19 protein-coding genes and 1 pseudogene are annotated in these 14659 nt (G+C 67.2%); 8 read left to right on the top strand and 12 right to left on the bottom strand.

Features of this window, described 5'->3' with window-relative positions; genetic code table 11:
• Positions 1-44: 44 nt before the first annotated feature.
• Positions 45-728: a hypothetical protein gene (locus EV644_RS15390; RefSeq protein ID WP_132188972.1), complete on the bottom strand. Its 684-nt coding sequence runs from the start codon at positions 726-728 to the stop codon at positions 45-47.
• 190 nt (positions 729-918) lie between these two features.
• Between EV644_RS15390 and EV644_RS47745 the strand changes: the two are divergent.
• Positions 919-1119, top strand: a pseudogene (locus EV644_RS47745) (glycoside hydrolase family 15 protein); the annotation flags it as partial.
• Between the two features lie 106 nt (positions 1120-1225).
• Here the strand turns inward: EV644_RS47745 and EV644_RS45330 are convergent.
• The 3 genes from EV644_RS45330 to EV644_RS15375 are packed head-to-tail and all read right to left on the bottom strand — an operon-like array spanning position 1226 to position 2993.
• Entirely contained in the window at positions 1226-1681 is a 456-nt protein-coding gene (locus tag EV644_RS45330) for a DUF6069 family protein (protein WP_199239837.1), read from the bottom strand.
• A complete protein-coding gene (locus EV644_RS45325) occupies positions 1678-1974 on the bottom strand; it encodes a hypothetical protein (protein WP_199239836.1) in 297 nt (98 codons plus the stop codon). Before EV644_RS45325 ends, EV644_RS45330 begins: the two co-directional genes overlap by 4 nt.
• Before the next feature lie 5 nt (positions 1975-1979).
• Positions 1980-2993 (bottom strand): RNA polymerase subunit sigma-70, encoded by a 1014-nt coding sequence (locus tag EV644_RS15375; RefSeq protein ID WP_132188971.1) that lies wholly within the window; start codon positions 2991-2993, stop codon positions 1980-1982.
• Between the two features lie 440 nt (positions 2994-3433).
• Between EV644_RS15375 and EV644_RS46265 the strand changes: the two genes are divergently transcribed.
• The 3 genes from EV644_RS46265 to EV644_RS15360 all read left to right on the top strand — a co-directional run bounded on the left by EV644_RS46265 (position 3434) and on the right by EV644_RS15360 (position 4759).
• Positions 3434-4105, top strand: coding sequence for a hypothetical protein (locus EV644_RS46265; RefSeq protein ID WP_241998182.1), 672 nt, complete (start codon positions 3434-3436; stop codon positions 4103-4105).
• Positions 4102-4365 carry a hypothetical protein gene (locus tag EV644_RS15365; RefSeq protein ID WP_241998179.1) on the top strand — a complete coding sequence of 88 codons (264 nt, stop codon included), beginning with the start codon at positions 4102-4104 and terminating at the stop codon, positions 4363-4365. Before EV644_RS46265 ends, EV644_RS15365 begins: the two co-directional genes overlap by 4 nt.
• A 103-nt stretch (positions 4366-4468) precedes the next feature.
• Positions 4469-4759, top strand: coding sequence for a hypothetical protein (locus EV644_RS15360; RefSeq protein WP_132188970.1), 291 nt, complete (start codon positions 4469-4471; stop codon positions 4757-4759).
• Positions 4760-4888: 129 nt separating this feature from the next.
• Here EV644_RS15360 and EV644_RS15355 read toward each other — a convergent pair whose 3' ends face one another.
• The 3 genes from EV644_RS15355 to EV644_RS15345 all read right to left on the bottom strand — a co-directional run bounded on the left by EV644_RS15355 (position 4889) and on the right by EV644_RS15345 (position 8892).
• Positions 4889-6859, bottom strand: a complete 1971-nt coding sequence (locus tag EV644_RS15355) for a potassium transporter Kup (RefSeq protein ID WP_132188969.1) — start codon at positions 6857-6859, stop codon at positions 4889-4891.
• A gap of 116 nt (positions 6860-6975) precedes the next feature.
• Positions 6976-7785, bottom strand: a complete 810-nt coding sequence (locus tag EV644_RS15350) for a class I SAM-dependent methyltransferase (RefSeq protein WP_132188968.1) — start codon at positions 7783-7785, stop codon at positions 6976-6978.
• Between the two features lie 60 nt (positions 7786-7845).
• Positions 7846-8892, bottom strand: a complete 1047-nt coding sequence (locus tag EV644_RS15345; protein WP_132188967.1) for an alpha/beta fold hydrolase — start codon at positions 8890-8892, stop codon at positions 7846-7848.
• Between the two features lie 83 nt (positions 8893-8975).
• Here EV644_RS15345 and EV644_RS15340 point away from each other — a divergent pair, with 83 nt between their 5' ends.
• Positions 8976-9635 carry a TetR/AcrR family transcriptional regulator gene (locus tag EV644_RS15340; RefSeq protein WP_132188966.1) on the top strand — a complete coding sequence of 220 codons (660 nt, stop codon included), beginning with the start codon at positions 8976-8978 and terminating at the stop codon, positions 9633-9635.
• A 567-nt stretch (positions 9636-10202) separates the two neighbouring features.
• Here the strand turns inward: EV644_RS15340 and EV644_RS15335 are convergent.
• The gene (locus tag EV644_RS15335) at positions 10203-10748 is read right to left on the bottom strand and encodes a hypothetical protein (protein ID WP_132188965.1); all 546 of its coding nucleotides are present in this window, start codon (positions 10746-10748) and stop codon (positions 10203-10205) included.
• 535 nt (positions 10749-11283) lie between these two features.
• Between EV644_RS15335 and EV644_RS15330 the strand changes: the two genes are divergently transcribed.
• From EV644_RS15330 to EV644_RS15320, 3 genes are read left to right on the top strand one after another with little or no spacing between them, the layout of a single operon-like run.
• A complete protein-coding gene (locus EV644_RS15330) occupies positions 11284-11601 on the top strand; it encodes an ArsR/SmtB family transcription factor (RefSeq protein WP_132188964.1) in 318 nt (105 codons plus the stop codon).
• Complete coding sequence (locus EV644_RS15325) at positions 11598-12122, top strand: SRPBCC domain-containing protein (RefSeq protein WP_241998177.1); 525 nt, start codon at positions 11598-11600, stop codon at positions 12120-12122. Before EV644_RS15330 ends, EV644_RS15325 begins: the two co-directional genes overlap by 4 nt.
• Positions 12122-12514, top strand: coding sequence for a VOC family protein (locus tag EV644_RS15320; protein WP_132188963.1), 393 nt, complete (start codon positions 12122-12124; stop codon positions 12512-12514). Before EV644_RS15325 ends, EV644_RS15320 begins: the two co-directional genes overlap by 1 nt.
• Positions 12515-12935: 421 nt before the next feature.
• On the opposite strand, the gene EV644_RS15315 is transcribed toward EV644_RS15320, so the two are convergent.
• From EV644_RS15315 to EV644_RS45900, 4 genes are all read right to left on the bottom strand, one after another.
• Positions 12936-13499, bottom strand: coding sequence for an NUDIX hydrolase (locus tag EV644_RS15315; RefSeq protein WP_242001021.1), 564 nt, complete (start codon positions 13497-13499; stop codon positions 12936-12938).
• Positions 13465-13986 (bottom strand): hypothetical protein, encoded by a 522-nt coding sequence (locus tag EV644_RS15310; RefSeq protein WP_132188961.1) that lies wholly within the window; start codon positions 13984-13986, stop codon positions 13465-13467. The genes EV644_RS15315 and EV644_RS15310 overlap by 35 nt, the downstream gene beginning before the upstream one ends.
• A 202-nt stretch (positions 13987-14188) precedes the next feature.
• On the bottom strand, positions 14189-14458 hold the full coding sequence (locus EV644_RS15305; RefSeq protein WP_132188960.1) for a hypothetical protein: 270 nt from the start codon (positions 14456-14458) through the stop codon (positions 14189-14191).
• The coding region (locus tag EV644_RS45900) for a hypothetical protein (RefSeq protein WP_206751500.1) at positions 14440-14659 on the bottom strand (220 nt) is incomplete at its 5' end. The genes EV644_RS15305 and EV644_RS45900, both read right to left, overlap by 19 nt.

Raw genomic sequence — 14659 nt, 5'->3', positions numbered from 1 at the left:
GCGCCGTCCCCGGATCGGGACGGCGCAGTTCTCACGCTGGGCATCTACTGCAGCGCTCCGAAATGCGCGCCCCACAGTTGGCTGTCCGGCAGCGTCTTCTCACCGGTGAGGAACTGCAGGCGGCGGGCATGGATCTCCAGCCTCTGGTGATCGCTCGCGATTGCGTCCTGCCGCAGGTCCATCGCGAACGGGTGGCTGAAGTCCGGAGTCGAGGCGTTGATGATGGGGAAGTACCCCGGGGCGTGCGAGAGGGCGGGATTGAGGATCCACACGGTCGTGGCCGGAACGCTGCACGGCTGCAAGGTAAGCGGCTCGTCCTGGTATGCGACGCTCGCCAGGCCCACGCACAGGCCACTGGGCACCCCGAGCGGTGCATACTCTTGCTGCACGGCCCGCAGGCTGCCGTAGTGACTGTTCACCTCCGCGGACACCATCCCGGCGGCATAGAAGTCGGCGACAGTGCCCCCATGCGGGATGATGTCTTCCGAAGGATCCGAGCCGCTGGCCTGCTTCAAGATCACCCGCTGGCCGACTCTCGCCACCCCGCCCAGGATGTCCTCGACGAAGTTGGGTTGGGCCGGCGTACCGAGCACCTTGCTGAAGATGGAGATACAGGCGTCGCCGCACTGCGGAGTGGCGGCGCTCGCGGACCCCGTCCCCACCGTGGCCAGGCCGCCGATCGTGGTCAGCGCCGCCGCGGCAGTCAGCATCTTGCGCTTCACGGACATGGCAGTTCCTTTCGTGAACCGTAGCCGCGCCCGACGCGCGGCTGGTGTGCCGGTCTCGGGATGAGGCCCTCGCACCCGTTGGCACTGCCTCACGGTCACGCATCGGTTTGCCTCGCCGCGCCCGTAAAACCCCCGGCCGTCACGCGGGCGTGTGGCACTGGCGAGAGCCGCAACGCGGCGAGACCCGGGAATGACCAGTACATCCCCGGGCGCGACGGCAGCAGCCCTGCAGGACGGTGTTTGCGTGGCGTTCGTGACCGCGGACGAGGCCACCGCGCTCTGCGAGAAGCTGCTGTCCTACGCGAGCCCGCTAGGCCTCTACGCCGAGGAGATCGACCCGCTCAGCGGACGCCACCTCGGCAACTTTCCGCAGGCGTTCACCCATTTGGCCTTGATCAACGCCCTCATGCACATCATTCGCGCCGAGGAAGCAGTCGGTACGAACACACCTTCATCCCCGCGCACTAGCGATTCTGAAGTGTCCCGTTGCGGGATCGTCAACCGGTCCGGGTGCGGAGGCTCCGCGCCAGGGTGGGGATCATCACCGTCGCAGCGACGAGGTGTAGCCCGAGGAGGGCGGTGGTGGTGGCGGTGTTTGCCCCGGCGAGGAGGGGCGGGACCAACGAGACCGCGGTCAGCGACACTGCCGTCCACACGAATCGCTTGGCGGGGCGAGCGCTCCAACGAAGAAGGGCGACGGCAATGACGATGCCCACGACCGAGAAGAAGCCGGTCACCACGGCGAACCCGGACAACGGGATCGTCTCGCCACCGTCGGGGACCTCGAAGTCGACGCCAACGGCCTGGGCAAGCGCAGCGGCGAGGGTGGTGGCCACCATCGCTGCGAGCGTGGCAATGAAGCCGGTGCCGGCGAGCCCGCGGAGCCGGTGGGTGTGGCTGGTCTGGCCCGATGCCGGGCCTGCGACGGCCCCGGTGTCATTCATGCTGTTCATGTCGTTCCTCCATCATTCGGTAACTGGTGTACGGGGTGTGCCGACTGGCGTGCGACGGTCCTGGCCCTGGGGGTGACGATGCGCACCCTCGCCGTGCGACGGCCGGGGTTCCGCAGGGCGCGGACGCCGGTGCCGCGGAGCCAGAACCCGGCGTCGCGTCCGAGGACCGGCCCGGGCTCGCCGTCGCGCAGCTCCAGCTGCACCCGCCCGCGGGTGACGACGCCGAACGCGTCGCACCACTCCGCCGCGACCACCGCGACACGCGCGCCACCGCGCAGCGCGAGCGTCCACACCGGGACTAGTCCGTGCCGTCCGCCGGCAGGCGCTCCGGCAGCCCGAGTCTCGGGAACTGGTCGTCGTGGAACGTGATGATCTCGGTGATCGCCCCGCCGGTGATGCGCAGCACGTCGATCGTCAGCGGCAGGTACGCGTCCTCCTGCTCCTGCCAGAGGTAGAAGGCGACGGCGGGCTGCCGATTCACGGAGGTGGGGACGGCGCGCAGGCGCCCCAGGCCCTCGAAGCCGCTCTCGACCCAGTCGTTCACCACCGCGTCGCGGCCGACGTACAGGCCCGGCGTGGGCGGCATCGAGCAGCGGACGTCGTCCCGCAGCAGGGCAGTGAGCCCGTCGACGTCCGTGGCCACGCTCGCGTCGGTGAAGCGACGCACCAGCTCGCGCGTCCCGGCGTCCTCATCGCCGCCGGTCCAGTCCTGCCGCTCGGCGGGCAGGTGCTCCCGCATACCGGCGCGGGCCCGCTGCAGCGCGCTGTTCACGGAGTTGACGGAGTCCCCGAGGAGCTCCGCCACGTCCTTCGCCGGCCAGCCGAGCACGTCCCGCAGGATCAGCACGGCCCGCGGGCGCGGCGCGAGGTGCTGGACTGCGACCAGGTAGGCCAGCTCGATCGTCTCCCGCGCGACGGCGACGGTCTCCGGTTCGTCCGCGTCGCCCGCGGGCAGCTCGTCGAGCAGCCGGTCCGGGTACGGCTGCAGCCACAGCACCTCGCCGCCGGTCGCGGGCTCCGGGCGGCACTTGGCGAGCAGGTCCAGGCAGGCGTTGGTGGCGATCCGGTACAGCCAGGCCCGGAACGTCGACCGCCCCTCGAAGGTCTCCCGCCGCCGCCAGGCACGGAGGAACGTCTCCTGCACGGTGTCCTCGGCGTCCTCGAACGACCCGAGCATCCGGTAGCAGTGCACGTGCAGCTCCCGCCGGTGCCGCTCCGCCAGCCCCGAGAACGCCGGCTCGTCGACCTCGCCCAGCCCGCTCTCGCCCAGACCGCTCACGCCCAGCTCCTCCAGCCGCGTGTCCGCACTCATCACATCATCCTTCCGTCTCGTCGTGTCCCGTCGTAGGTATGACGGGTGCGGGCGCGACAACTCATCACTGGGTCGGCATGGCTGAGCGTTTGCCTCCTTGGTAGGTCGGGGTTTCGACGTGGTGGAGAACGAGGATGGCCTGCACCATTGCGGTCGTCCGGGAGGGGCTGCAGCGCGGTGCCGCTTGAACCGGGCACGCACGGAACCGCCGGCGCCGATGGTGATCAGCACGACCGTGCCGTGCTCGACGGCTGCGTGGGCAGCGGCCGTGAACCAGTCTCGGACAACCCGCCCGTTGCCAAAGCGTGGCTAACCCTGGCCCGAAGGCCAGTGGTGAGGCTTCACACCGGGCGATGAACCAGTGTTTTCCACTGGGGTGACGCGTCAACTGCCGACGAACAGTGGTAGCAAGCGGAACCCTTCAAGGATTGGAAGACGCCATGACCACGATTCACCTCACCGAGGTGACCACCTCGACGCCCGAGCAGTTCGTTGCCGGGCTCACGGACTTCGGGCCTGGCCGCTCGAATCTCTTCGCCAACAGCCACGACGATTACTTGAGGGTGTACGACCTGGGACCCGGGCACGCCGACGTCACCGAGGGCTCTGGCGGTGTCTGGGAGCGCCTGCGCTGCGACTGGTCCGACCCGAACCACGTCGTCCTCACGACCACCGACTCCAGTGTCTGGGGCGGCGAGTCCGGCTACACCTACACCCTCAAGGGGCGGGCCGACGGCGCGACCGAGATCGACGTCGTCATCGTGCGTGACGGCAAGAACGTCAAGGGCCACCTGCTCGCGTTCGTCTTCGCCTTCTTCGGCAAGCGCGTCCTGGGCACGGCCTTCGAGAACACCGTCCGGCGATCGAAGCCCGCAACATTCCAGCTGTCACGGCGAACCAGGTGGAGGTGTGAGGACAATGACAAAACTGATGCTGAAGGCAAGAAATCTTCTCCTCGCGGGGCTGGGTGCGGGCCTGCTGCTGGCGGGCGCGACCACCGCGCAGGCAGCCCAGTCCGGACAGGCCACCGAGAAGCCGACGATTGTCCTGCTGCACGGGGCGTACGCCGATGGCTCCAGCTGGTCCATGGTGACCAGCCGGCTCCAGAGTGACGGCTACAACGTCGTGGCTCCCGCCGTGCCACTGCGGGGGATCCTCGGCCTTCTCCGAGCCGGTCGAGAAGAGTGCTCCGGCGGCACTCCCGAAGTACGCCGTCATCCCAACCGGGGACAAGGCGATCGCCCCCGCCGCCGAGCGGTTCATGGCCACCCGGGCGGGCGCGACGAAGGTGGAGATCGCCGGCGCTTCCTACCTGGTCGCAGTGTCGCAGCCCTCGGCGGTGACCAAGGTGATCGAGCGAGCCGCCCACTGAACATCTCGCAGAGCGAGCCGGCCGCAGCATCATGCTCCGGCCGGCAGCTGGGGCCCGGCCAGGGCGCCAGGCGTACGCTGGCCAATGATGACGAGGAGTCGCGATGACGTCGGACCCAGGATCTGAGCACCTCACCAGCCACCACCGCGCGACGCTGCGCAAGATCTTCCAGCATCCCGTGAGCCACAACATCGAGTGGCACGACGTGGTGTCATTGCTGGAGGCTGTCGGCACCGTGGAACGCCGCCACGACGGCAAGGTCGAAGTCACGGTCGGGTCCGAGACCGGCTTCTTCGACATCCCCTCGGACAAGGACACGGAGATCGAGGCGGTGGTCGGCCTCCGCCGCCTGCTCGCAGCCGCCGGCTTCTCAGCAGACGACGCGCCGAACTGATCGACCAGACGAACGCCGAGTGGCCGTGACGGAGCGGCCGACGACATGCATGTTCATCTCGCGAGCGCCTTCGGAGGAATAGCTCGCCTCGGCGTCCGGGCGGCCGGGTTGGGGAGGTGGGGGTTCTGCCTACACGTCGATGTATGAGCCGATGATGACTGTGCGGTCGCGGGGGAGACCGAAATGCTCGGCGGCGTCGGCGGTGATGTAAGAGGTGGCGATGAAGAGGCGCTTACGCCACGTTGCCATGGCCGGGTTATCTCCTCGCCGGAGCTCGATCTTGGACAGGAAGTAGGAGGCCCGATCGAGCTGGAGCCGGCCCTCGGTCGCCTCCGGGGCGAGCAGCGCCAAGGTGGTCGGTACGTTGGGAGTCTCCATGTAGCCGAACCGGGCGGTGACGTGGATGATGCCGTCGTCGCGGTACCCGAGGTCGTCCACGACGATCCGCCGGTCCGTGCCGACGCGGGGTACGGGCTCGGTCTCGATCGCGACGATGACGACCTGCTCGTGCCGGACGTGGTTGTTCTCGACGTTCGCGCGCAGGGCTAGCGGTGTGGTCTGGCCGCCGCGATTCAGAAAGACCGCCGTGCCTTGAACTTGTTGCGCGGGCAGTTTCCGTTCGCGCAATCGGCTGATGAAGTCGCCGAGTGGGCCCTCGCGCCGCTCGCGTTCGGCGGTGACGATCGCGCGGCCGCGCTGCCAGGTCGTCATGACGGTGAACGCGGTGATCGCGATCAGGAGCGGAAGCCAGGCACCGTGGACGAGCTTGGTCAGGTTCGCCGCGACGAACAGCAGATCCACTGACAGCAGTAGCGCCGCGCCGATGCCTGTCAACCAAGGGCTCAGGTTCCATCGGCGCCGCGCGACGTAGAAGAACAGCAGGGTTGTGATGGTAATGGTTCCTGTCACCGCCATGCCGAATGCGTAGGCGAGTGCCGCGGAGCTGCGGAAGGCGAAGATGAGGGTGAGCACCGAGATCATCAGGACCCAGTTGATCCAGGGCACGTAGATCTGACCGGCAGTCGACTCCGATGTGTGCGCGATCCGGAGCCGGGGGAGGTACCCGAGCTGGGCAGCTTGGGATGCTACCGAGTAGGCGCCGGTGATGACGGCCTGAGAGGCGATCACGGTTGCGGCAGTGGCCAGTAGTACGAGCGGCAGGCGTCCCCAGTCGGGAATGAGCAGGAAGAACGGGCTGCTGATGTTGGCCGGATTCTCGAGGATCGATGCTCCCTGACCAAGGTAGCTGAGAACGCAGGCCGGGAACACGAGCACGAGCCAGGCACGGGTGATCGATCGACGGCCGAAGTGCCCCATGTCGGCGTACAGAGCTTCGGCGCCGGTCACCGCAAGGACGATCGCCGCCAAGGAAAAGAAGGCGATGCTGAAGTGGCCGGTCAGAAAGCCCAGCGCGTACGTGGGGGAGAGGGCCTTGAGGATGCCCGGGTGTTCGGCGATACCGCTGATGCCGTTCGCGCCGATGACCACGAACCAGGCGATCATGATCGGTCCGAACACGCGTCCCACGGCCGCCGTGCCCCGACGCTGTACGGCGAACAGCAAAACGATGATCACCGCGGTGATCGGTACGACGAACTGCTCGAGTGAGGGCTCGACGACCTTGAGGCCTTCGACGGCAGACAGGACGGAGATCGCCGGGGTGATCATGCTGTCGCCGAAGAACAGCGAGGCGCCGAAGATTCCCAGCGCCGCCAACACGACCGCGGTGCGCCCGCCCCGCTGCGTGCCCAGCCGGCGCAAGAGCGTGATCAGGGCCATGATGCCGCCCTCACCGTCGTTGTCAGCACGCATGGCCAACAGCACGTAGGTGACCGTGACGATGATCATCACCGACCAGAAGATCAGCGAGACCACTCCGTACACGTTCTCCGAGCTGACCGGGACGGGATGCGGATCGCTGGGATTGAACACCGTCTGCAGGGTGTAGATCGGGCTGGTTCCGATGTCGCCGAACACCACACCGAGCGCACCCACGACCACCGCAAGCCGCACCCCGTCGCGTCCACTCGCGCTCGAATCCGGCTGCGGTCGTGACGTGTCCCCGTCATCCATCCCGGTCGTGCGTGGACGGTTGGTCATGGCGATCCCCGATGCTCCTCCGCTGTCGACGCACCTGTTGAGACGCTACCGCGTGCTGGGCCGCCGCCGGTCACCGGCGGCGGCACCTCGGCTCCATCGAGCAGCGGACGCGCAGGCTAGCGTGCTAGGACGACCGCTTGGATGGCTTGAAGGCTGCCGTCGGACAGGGCTTCGCTGACGTTCTTCACGCGCTCGCGGAAGTTGGGGACGAACGCGTGAAGCCCGAGCGGACTGGGTGGAAGTGATCCCATCGTTCGCATCATGGTGCCGACTTCCTCGGTCAAATCCCTCCAGTGCTTGACAGTGAATCCGGCAGTCTCGATGGCGGCACGCAGGGCTGCCGGTGTGCTGAGATGGGTGTGGTCGGGTCCGTCGGCCCACGGCAACGGGTAGTCGAGTTCGCGTCCGTTGCCGGCGGTGATGTCCCACAGGGCGAGTTGGCCGCCGGCCTTCAGAACTCGCCTCGCCTCCTGATAGAGACTGTCTTTGCCGGCCACGTTCATTTGGACGTGCTGGCTGAACACGACGTCGAACGATGAATCGTCGAAGGGCAGCGTGGTCACGTCCCCCTGACGTACGACGATCCGGTCATCCAGGCCTACGAGGCGGTTGAGCCAGCGGGCAGTCTCGCAGTACTCGTCAGAGAGGTCGACAGCTGCCACGGCGCACCCGAAACGGGCCGCGAGGTAGCGCGCGGTTCCTCCGATGCCCGTGCCGGCGTCCAGCACCTCACTGTCCGGCGTGATATCGACCAAGTCGGCGAGCTGCCCGGTCGCGATTCGTCCGCCGGTGTGGAAGTCCTCCATCATCGCGAGATCTGCGGCCTGGAGCCTGTCCAGGTTTTTGCCTGCGGCAACAAGGGCCTGCTCGATGTCGGCCCGGGACGTCCTCGTCACGTACTGGGACGGAATTGCGGTGTCGTTCATGCTATTTCCTCTGTGAAGATACCGATGCTGTTGACAACGATCTTGATCGCGACTCGCACGTCAGACGCTCGTCTCGTCAGCGGTCGGCGTACGGTTGCCTACTCCGTGGCGGGAAGCGATGTCGGTGATCGCATCGGCCAGGAGGTCCGGGTGCTCGCTGGTGGTCAGGTGGCCGCCTGGGAAGGTGATGATCCGGGCTTCGGGTACTCGTTCGCGGGCCGCCGTGATCTGGCGATGCTCGTAGGGGTCCTCGTCGCTGCCGCCGACGTACAACGGCACCGTGCCGTTCAGTTCTCGTGCGATCGCGGCCAGGTTCCAGCGCGTCGCGTTGCGGCGATGTTCCTTGACGAAGCCGGCACCGTCATGGAGGAACGTTGCTCCGCCCCGGCGGACCAATGCCGACCACAGTTCGACGAGTTCAGTCTGGCTCGGGTGGTAGTCGCGCGAGTACATCCGGGCCTGCCTCCATCCCCGGATGAACGACGCCGACGAGCGTTGCGAAGCCCGCGCACCAAGGGCACCAAGCGGAGACCTGAGCATCGGAGTTCCCTGCCATGGGTGCGAATGCGCGTCGGCGAACAAACCACCATTCACCATGAAGCCCGCCGCGATCGTCGGCGCGATCCGATCAGGCTCCACCACCTGGCGGCGAAGAAGCTCCAGCAGCGTCAGCGAGCCATAGTCGAAACTGACCACGACAGTACGACCGACGCCGTGGTGCCGCCACAAGGCTTCGACGAGATCGGCTCGTCCGTATGTCGAATGCGGGTAGCGCTTGGGCTTGTCCGAATCGCCCTGACCGACGGGCTCGACGTACAGCCGCGGACCGAGCCCGGCGGGGAGTAGACGATCCACTTGAGCCCAGCCGTAGGAACCGTCCGGGAACCCAGGCAGCATGGTCAGCCACACGGCGTCAGCCTCCGTCCCTGCGGTTGTCGTGCGCTCGAAGACCTTCAGTACGCCGGGTCTCGCGGCGGCCTCGTCGTCGGGCAGTACCTGTGCAGACGTCGCGTCGTACCAAATCCGCTGTCCGCCTGCGAACCAGGCGTCCGCGGTCACCCACACCAGATCGTCGCGGCGCAGGTCTGAATTCGTCTTCTCCCCCATCAGAGGCCCTTCCTCGCAGTTAGTGGACACTGTCCACATTAGCTCGGTTTAGTGGACGGTGTCCACATTGTTATCCTGACCCCGTGAGCACGGGCGAAGCGGCAGCAGAGGAAGCACCACGCTCGCGGCGACGACGCCCGCGTGGCGACGTACGCGCAGGCCTGGTCGCTGCCGGAGTCGAACTGGCTCGCACCGGCGGTCCTGACGCCGTGGTGCTTCGCGAAGCCACCCGTATGGTCGGCGTCGTTCCCAACGCTGCCTACCGGCACTTCGCCGACCGCGACGAGCTACTCGCCGAGGTCTGCGCTGCGGCGATGACCGAGCTGGCCGACCGCATGGCCGCGGACATCGCTCGGGTCAGCGGCAAACGCGGCAACCCGGTCGCGGCTCGCCGCCGGCTGGGCTCGATCGGGTCGGCCTACCTGAAGTTCGCCCACGATGAACCCGGCCTGTTCGCAACTGCGTTCGCGGTGCCGCAGCAGCATGCTTACGCGAGCCGCGACGAGGCGACGGGCGAATCGGATCGCACCCCGCTGGGGCTATTGCGTGCCGCGTTGGACGAACTCGTGGAAGCCGGGGTCCTCGATCCGCAACGACGCGACGGCATCGAATTCCCGATCTGGTCCGTCGTCCACGGAACCGCCGTGCTCACCGGCCAAGGCCCGCTCCGCGATGCCCCCGAGACCGAGCTCCGCCGGATCGAAGCCCTCACCCTGGCCTTCATTGGCAACAGCCTCACGTAATCCAAACTCGCGCTCGCAGATCGGTCTGGCGGCCGTGTGCCCGGACCTGTTCCCATCGTCTGGTGACAGCGGGCGCCGGTGTGGATCTGCTGAGCTTGGCGGCCAGTTCGCTGTCGGGCTCGTCCTACGTTGCGACCACCCCGGCCCGGCTGTCGGTCTCCTCCCCGCGGCCGAATACTGCACTTCGAATATGCGCTCGTTGCCAATCCACCGCTTCTGCCCGGAGCGTGATCCGGGGACCGGGTGAAGCGGCAGATCGTCGTCGTGTGTCCGCCCTTCGGCCGCCGAAAGAGGACACGAGGTGACGAGGCCTCGGGGCCGAGCCGGGAGGTGCTCTGACGTTCCGGTCCGGTGTGGCAGCCTGAACAGCCGTCAGCGATCCCCGGCCGCTGAGCGCGATCACTGCACCGGGTCGAGTCGTCGTGCGGTTGGGGCTCAGGGCAACGGACTCGCAATGAGGAGGTCGTCGGCTTCACCTCGTCAGAACTGTCCGCCACCAGATCCGCTGGCCTGAGGCGGCGATGTCTGGGAAGAGCGGCAGAATCGCCGCGGACGGCTTGCACATCCTCAGGATGTCCGCACTCCGAGTGAGGCGAGGAGGGCCCAGACTGTGTCTTCGACGAAGAGATCGCGGCGGCCCAAGAGCTCCTTGATTCGCTCGACAGGCTCAGCCGCCAAGCCAGACTCCAGTGCCCAGTCACGGAGCGCTGCAGCGGCGACTGTCGCCGTTGAGCTGTGGTCCCGGAGCATGGCGCAGACGCGGTTGAACTCGAGCTCGGACTCCTTCTCGAGCTCCTCGCGCGCCGCTCCCTCGAGCATGTTGCCCTCGTCGTCGAACGGCGCGTACCCCGGGAAGATCGATGAGGCGTACCCCTCGAGGTCGATGAACGTACGCACCGCGCCGGTTGAGCCAAAGGAGACGACCTCGGCGCCGTCGCTGTCGAACACTCCGATCAGCAGCAGGGGCGAGCCGTCGGCCGTCGCCCACCTGTCGGCGAGTTCGGCCGATGCGTGAAGGTCGATATCAGGGCACTCAAGCACCCCCCACGGCGTACGAACGTTGCCGGCGTCCTCCGTCGGCGACCAGTCGAGGAGCGGGGGGGATACGGTCATGAGCGTGTGCGGCGAACCGGTCAGGCTCCGTGGTGACAGCCCAGGTCGCAGTGAGGCCCACCGATATCCTCCCGATAAGTCGATCCACGTCCCGCCAGAATCCAACACCATCCACCAGGGACATGGGAAGGTCGCAACCATGTCGTTTGGGGCCCGATCGGCAACCAGCCGGGGGCCGCGGCCCGCACCCTCCTCGGCATGAGCGAGCCTTACTATCTGCGGCATGTGAGTGCGTTGTGCCCACCCCGGCCCGGCTCGAACGGGCTGCCTCCCCCTCCATGCTGCAGGACGGGCGGTCGGGGTGAACCGACCCGCCTAAGGCAGGGCCACCGCCGAGGGTAGGCGTCTGAGCCGCGCTCCGCATGCGCTTTCGGTTGCCCGGACAGCGGCCATGAGCGGACGCCCTGCCGCGCGTCCGCGTTCTATCGGTTGAGGACACCGGAGAAGGCCTGGGCGGCTCCCACCGTCGGACCCCGCACATCGACGAGTCGTATGTAACCTTGCGGATACGTACCCGATCCGATACATTAGGGCTATGGATGCGGTGCTGCACGCGTTGGCGGACCAGAGCCGGCGAACGCTTCTGGAGATCCTGCGCGATCATCCGGCGAGCGCGGGAGAGCTGGCCGAGGCGATCCCGATCGCCCGTCCGGGGGTGTCCCGGCATCTGCGGGTGCTGCGGGAGGCCGGACTGATCGAGGTACGCCGGGAGGCGCAGCGCCGGATCTACAGCCTCCGTCCGGAGGCGCTCATCGAGGTGGACGAGTGGCTCGCGGAGTACCGCGTGCTCTGGCAGAGCCGGCTCGACGCCCTTCATACAGAGATCGCTCGAGGGAAGAAGGCGCGAACGTGAACATCATCGGGACGATGCGGGCGCTTGACGAGACCCGCGGCGCGGTGCGTGTCGAGGACATCTACGACACGGACATCGACGACCTGTGGGAGGCATGTACGACCCCGGAGCGGCTCGTGCGCTGGATCGCTGAAGTCTCAGGCGACCTGCGGGTGGGCGGCACGATCCATGCTGTCTTCACCAGCACCTGGACCGGTCCGGGGCGGGTCGAGGTGTGCGACGGACCGCATCATCTGCTCCTCACGATGGAGCCGGGCACGGACGATGAGTCTCAGATGGAGGCATGGCTGACCGAGGAGGGATCGCAGACCAGGCTGGTGGTCGAGGAGCGTGGACTGCCGGTGGACAAGCTGTACTTGCACGGGGCCGGGTGGCAGGCGCATCTGGAGGATCTGGGGCGGTCGCTGGCAGAGGACACCGGGGCCCACCCCGAGCGCTGGACCGAGCAGACTCCGGCACCGGCGTGGCGCCGGCGCTGGGACGAGTTGTCCCCTGCTTACGAAGCGATGGAGATCGAGTGATGTCCGACGACATCAGACTCAGCGTGACCACGGTGAACGCTCCCGACGCGCTCGCCCTTGCGATTTTCTACGCCGAGCTCACCGGCGGCGTCACGAAGGGGAGCGAGCACTGGGCGACCGTCTCCGGGCCGAACGGCTTCATCGCATTCCAGCAGGTCGACGATTTCTGCCCACCGGTGTGGCCCGGTGCCGACGTACCCATGCAGATGCACCTCGACTTCTTCGTCGACGACCTCGAAGCAACCGGAGCCCGCGCAGTCGCTGCTGGCGCCACCCGGCTCGACTTCCAGCCGAACTCCGACCACTGCTTGGTGTACGCCGACCCGGCCGGCCATCCCTTCTGCCTGTCCACCTGGGACGGGCCGCACCTGGACGACGAGCCCGACGAGTAGGCGGAGATGGCTCGCCAGACGGTGATCGGCATGAGCGCGCACCGGACAGCGGCAGAAGCGGACGTTGTGCTCTCCGCCAAGCGTGGATGGTTATGCAGGCGCGACGGCGGTAGAGCAGGCGCTGCTGCACGATCATCTGTGCTGAGTTGCGGTCAAAGCCGCCGTGGGAGTTAGCCAAGCCATGGCCACGGCGATGAGGTCGCGGTCGCATCGCCGGGTACCGCCCATCAATCCTTGGAACCCTGAGGTGTTGTCTGCGGGCCCTGGCTCCCTGAGCGGGTCGGGTGCCGCCAGTCGTCCTGCCCGCCTCCCGATGCCCGTCGGACCTGCACGCCGCGCGCGGAGATTCGCCTGATTGTCCGGCAGCCTCGTGTCTTTGGTGCGTCTGGCGGGTACAGCGGACCTATAAGTGCCAGGGAGATCACAGGCCGAGCATCACTGGCGTGCCCGGGATGTCACCGGCGATCAGCGCCGCCAGCGGTGTGGCGATGTCACGGGGTGAGAACAGGTCGGTTCCACTGTATTGGGCGATGTCTCCGTGCCGCCACCATCGCATCCCGCTGATGTGCTCGGCGGCGAGGTCGTCATCGGACAGCGCGCCGCGGGGATCAAAGCGCGTGGTGCGGACGAGGAAGTAGTCGTTGACCACTCCGTCGTAGCCGTCCGCATGGCCGGGAGCGGCGACCTCCTGGTGCCAGACGTGAGGCGGGTCGGCGTCAATGACAAGCCCCGTCTCCTCGTGCAGCTCCCGGCGCAGTGCCGCGAGCGGCAGTTCACCGGGCTCGATGCCGCCGCCGGGGGCCGCCCATACGACCGTTGCGCCGGTCGGTACAGCTGGATGCGGGAAGCTGAAGCGGCACAGCAGGACACGGTCATCATCGGCCAGGATGACCGCCCGGACGGCACGTCTTAGCCTCGCCGTGGCAGGCGTCTCGTTCATCTGCAGATGATCAGGGCGCCAGCGGCCGGGCCGCAAGCCGGTCATGGTCACTTGTATTCGGCGTTCCGCGCGCGTCCGCAGGCATTGCCGGCGGCGGGAGCGACACCAGGTCGCCAGTACCTGATCCGGCGGGATCTCCTGCTGGGTGTGCGAGAGAACAGTTGCTGCGTCCACCTCGTCCACAGGGACAAACTCTGACAGGCCGCCGTGGCATCCGGTGCGGGCTGTGGTCACTGAGCGCTTCCGCGAACATGCCGGCGATGGTGTGCTGCTTGCGGGAGTCGTAGCTGTACGGATCCCGCAGAAACGAGTTGTACTGCCGGCTGCGTTCGAGGACGACGCCGAGTCGTGGCGTCTTTCGCGGCTGGCCCGGCCGATCGATCGCGTCCAGGCTGATGGCCAGCGGCGGGAAACCGTATCGCTGTCGGAATCTCTCGACGAAGTCGTCGTAGATCGGGTCGAGGCGAGACTTCCGCTGCCGTAACCGCTTGGCGCGCTGGTACTCGACATCACTCGGCACGATGAAGCTCACGCGTCCAGCGTAGGCGGCTGGGCATGCTGAATCGGCGCGAGCCAATCGCGGCAGATCCGTGCATCGCTGCCGGATTCACGGTCGGCAGACTTCCAGCCCTGTCGCACATCAGCTGGCGACGTGTCGCGGATCTGTTGGCGTCTAGCTCCGGATTCCTCGACTTCCGGTCAAGCGCCAGCGCGGCGTAAGTCATCACGGTGGTTCAGGACGCGACAAAGATCGCCATCGTCTCAGGGAGAACGGTGTCGTACTTCATTGCCTCGGCCAGCTCGTCCGATGGGTTCTCCAGCACAGCGAAGAGAACGTCGAGATCCGCGATGTCCATGACCAATCCGACCTTCGTTCGGTCCTGAGGGTTCACGAACGTCCGGATGTTGCTGGCGCCCAACGAGGGCAGGAGCTCCTCCCGCTTCGGCGATGAGAGCCAGTGGTCGGTGTCGGTGACATCGTGGGTCACGATGATCGTGGGCATAACTCCTCCTTGCGCGGTGTGTTCGAGATCGCCTGGGCGGCAATCTCTGAGGAAATCGAGGGCATCAACGCCTCGAGGCCATTCAGGTCATCGATGGCGAACATCAGGCGACAGCCGAGCTTCAGGGCAACCGGCTCTGAGCCGGCCGCTGCTACGCCGGGGCGCCTGTGGGGACGACGCCGAGCTGCTGCATGAGCGACA

Source organism: Kribbella orskensis, from assembly GCF_004342085.1.
GTDB classification, from domain to species: Bacteria; Actinomycetota; Actinomycetes; order Propionibacteriales; family Kribbellaceae; genus Kribbella; species Kribbella orskensis.
This window is presented reverse-complemented; position numbering and strand designations above follow the sequence as displayed.

What these genes read in the sequence shown, in the direction of transcription:
- EV644_RS15390 (WP_132188972.1), bottom strand. Translation starts at nt 728, where the DNA reads ATGTCCGTGAAGCGCAAGATGCTGACTGCCGCGGCGGCGCTGACCACG.
- EV644_RS45330 (WP_199239837.1), bottom strand. Translation starts at nt 1,681, where the DNA reads ATGAACAGCATGAATGACACCGGGGCCGTCGCAGGCCCGGCATCGGGC.
- EV644_RS15375 (WP_132188971.1), bottom strand. Translation starts at nt 2,993, where the DNA reads ATGAGTGCGGACACGCGGCTGGAGGAGCTGGGCGTGAGCGGTCTGGGC.
- EV644_RS46265 (WP_241998182.1), top strand. Translation starts at nt 3,434, where the DNA reads ATGACCACGATTCACCTCACCGAGGTGACCACCTCGACGCCCGAGCAG.
- EV644_RS15360 (WP_132188970.1), top strand. Translation starts at nt 4,469, where the DNA reads ATGACGTCGGACCCAGGATCTGAGCACCTCACCAGCCACCACCGCGCG.
- EV644_RS15355 (WP_132188969.1), bottom strand. Translation starts at nt 6,859, where the DNA reads ATGACCAACCGTCCACGCACGACCGGGATGGATGACGGGGACACGTCA.
- EV644_RS15350 (WP_132188968.1), bottom strand. Translation starts at nt 7,785, where the DNA reads ATGAACGACACCGCAATTCCGTCCCAGTACGTGACGAGGACGTCCCGG.
- EV644_RS15345 (WP_132188967.1), bottom strand. Translation starts at nt 8,892, where the DNA reads ATGGGGGAGAAGACGAATTCAGACCTGCGCCGCGACGATCTGGTGTGG.
- EV644_RS15335 (WP_132188965.1), bottom strand. Translation starts at nt 10,748, where the DNA reads ATGACCGTATCCCCCCCGCTCCTCGACTGGTCGCCGACGGAGGACGCC.
- EV644_RS15330 (WP_132188964.1), top strand. Translation starts at nt 11,284, where the DNA reads ATGGATGCGGTGCTGCACGCGTTGGCGGACCAGAGCCGGCGAACGCTT.
- EV644_RS15320 (WP_132188963.1), top strand. Translation starts at nt 12,122, where the DNA reads ATGTCCGACGACATCAGACTCAGCGTGACCACGGTGAACGCTCCCGAC.
- EV644_RS15315 (WP_242001021.1), bottom strand. Translation starts at nt 13,499, where the DNA reads ATGACCGGCTTGCGGCCCGGCCGCTGGCGCCCTGATCATCTGCAGATG.
- EV644_RS15305 (WP_132188960.1), bottom strand. Translation starts at nt 14,458, where the DNA reads ATGCCCACGATCATCGTGACCCACGATGTCACCGACACCGACCACTGG.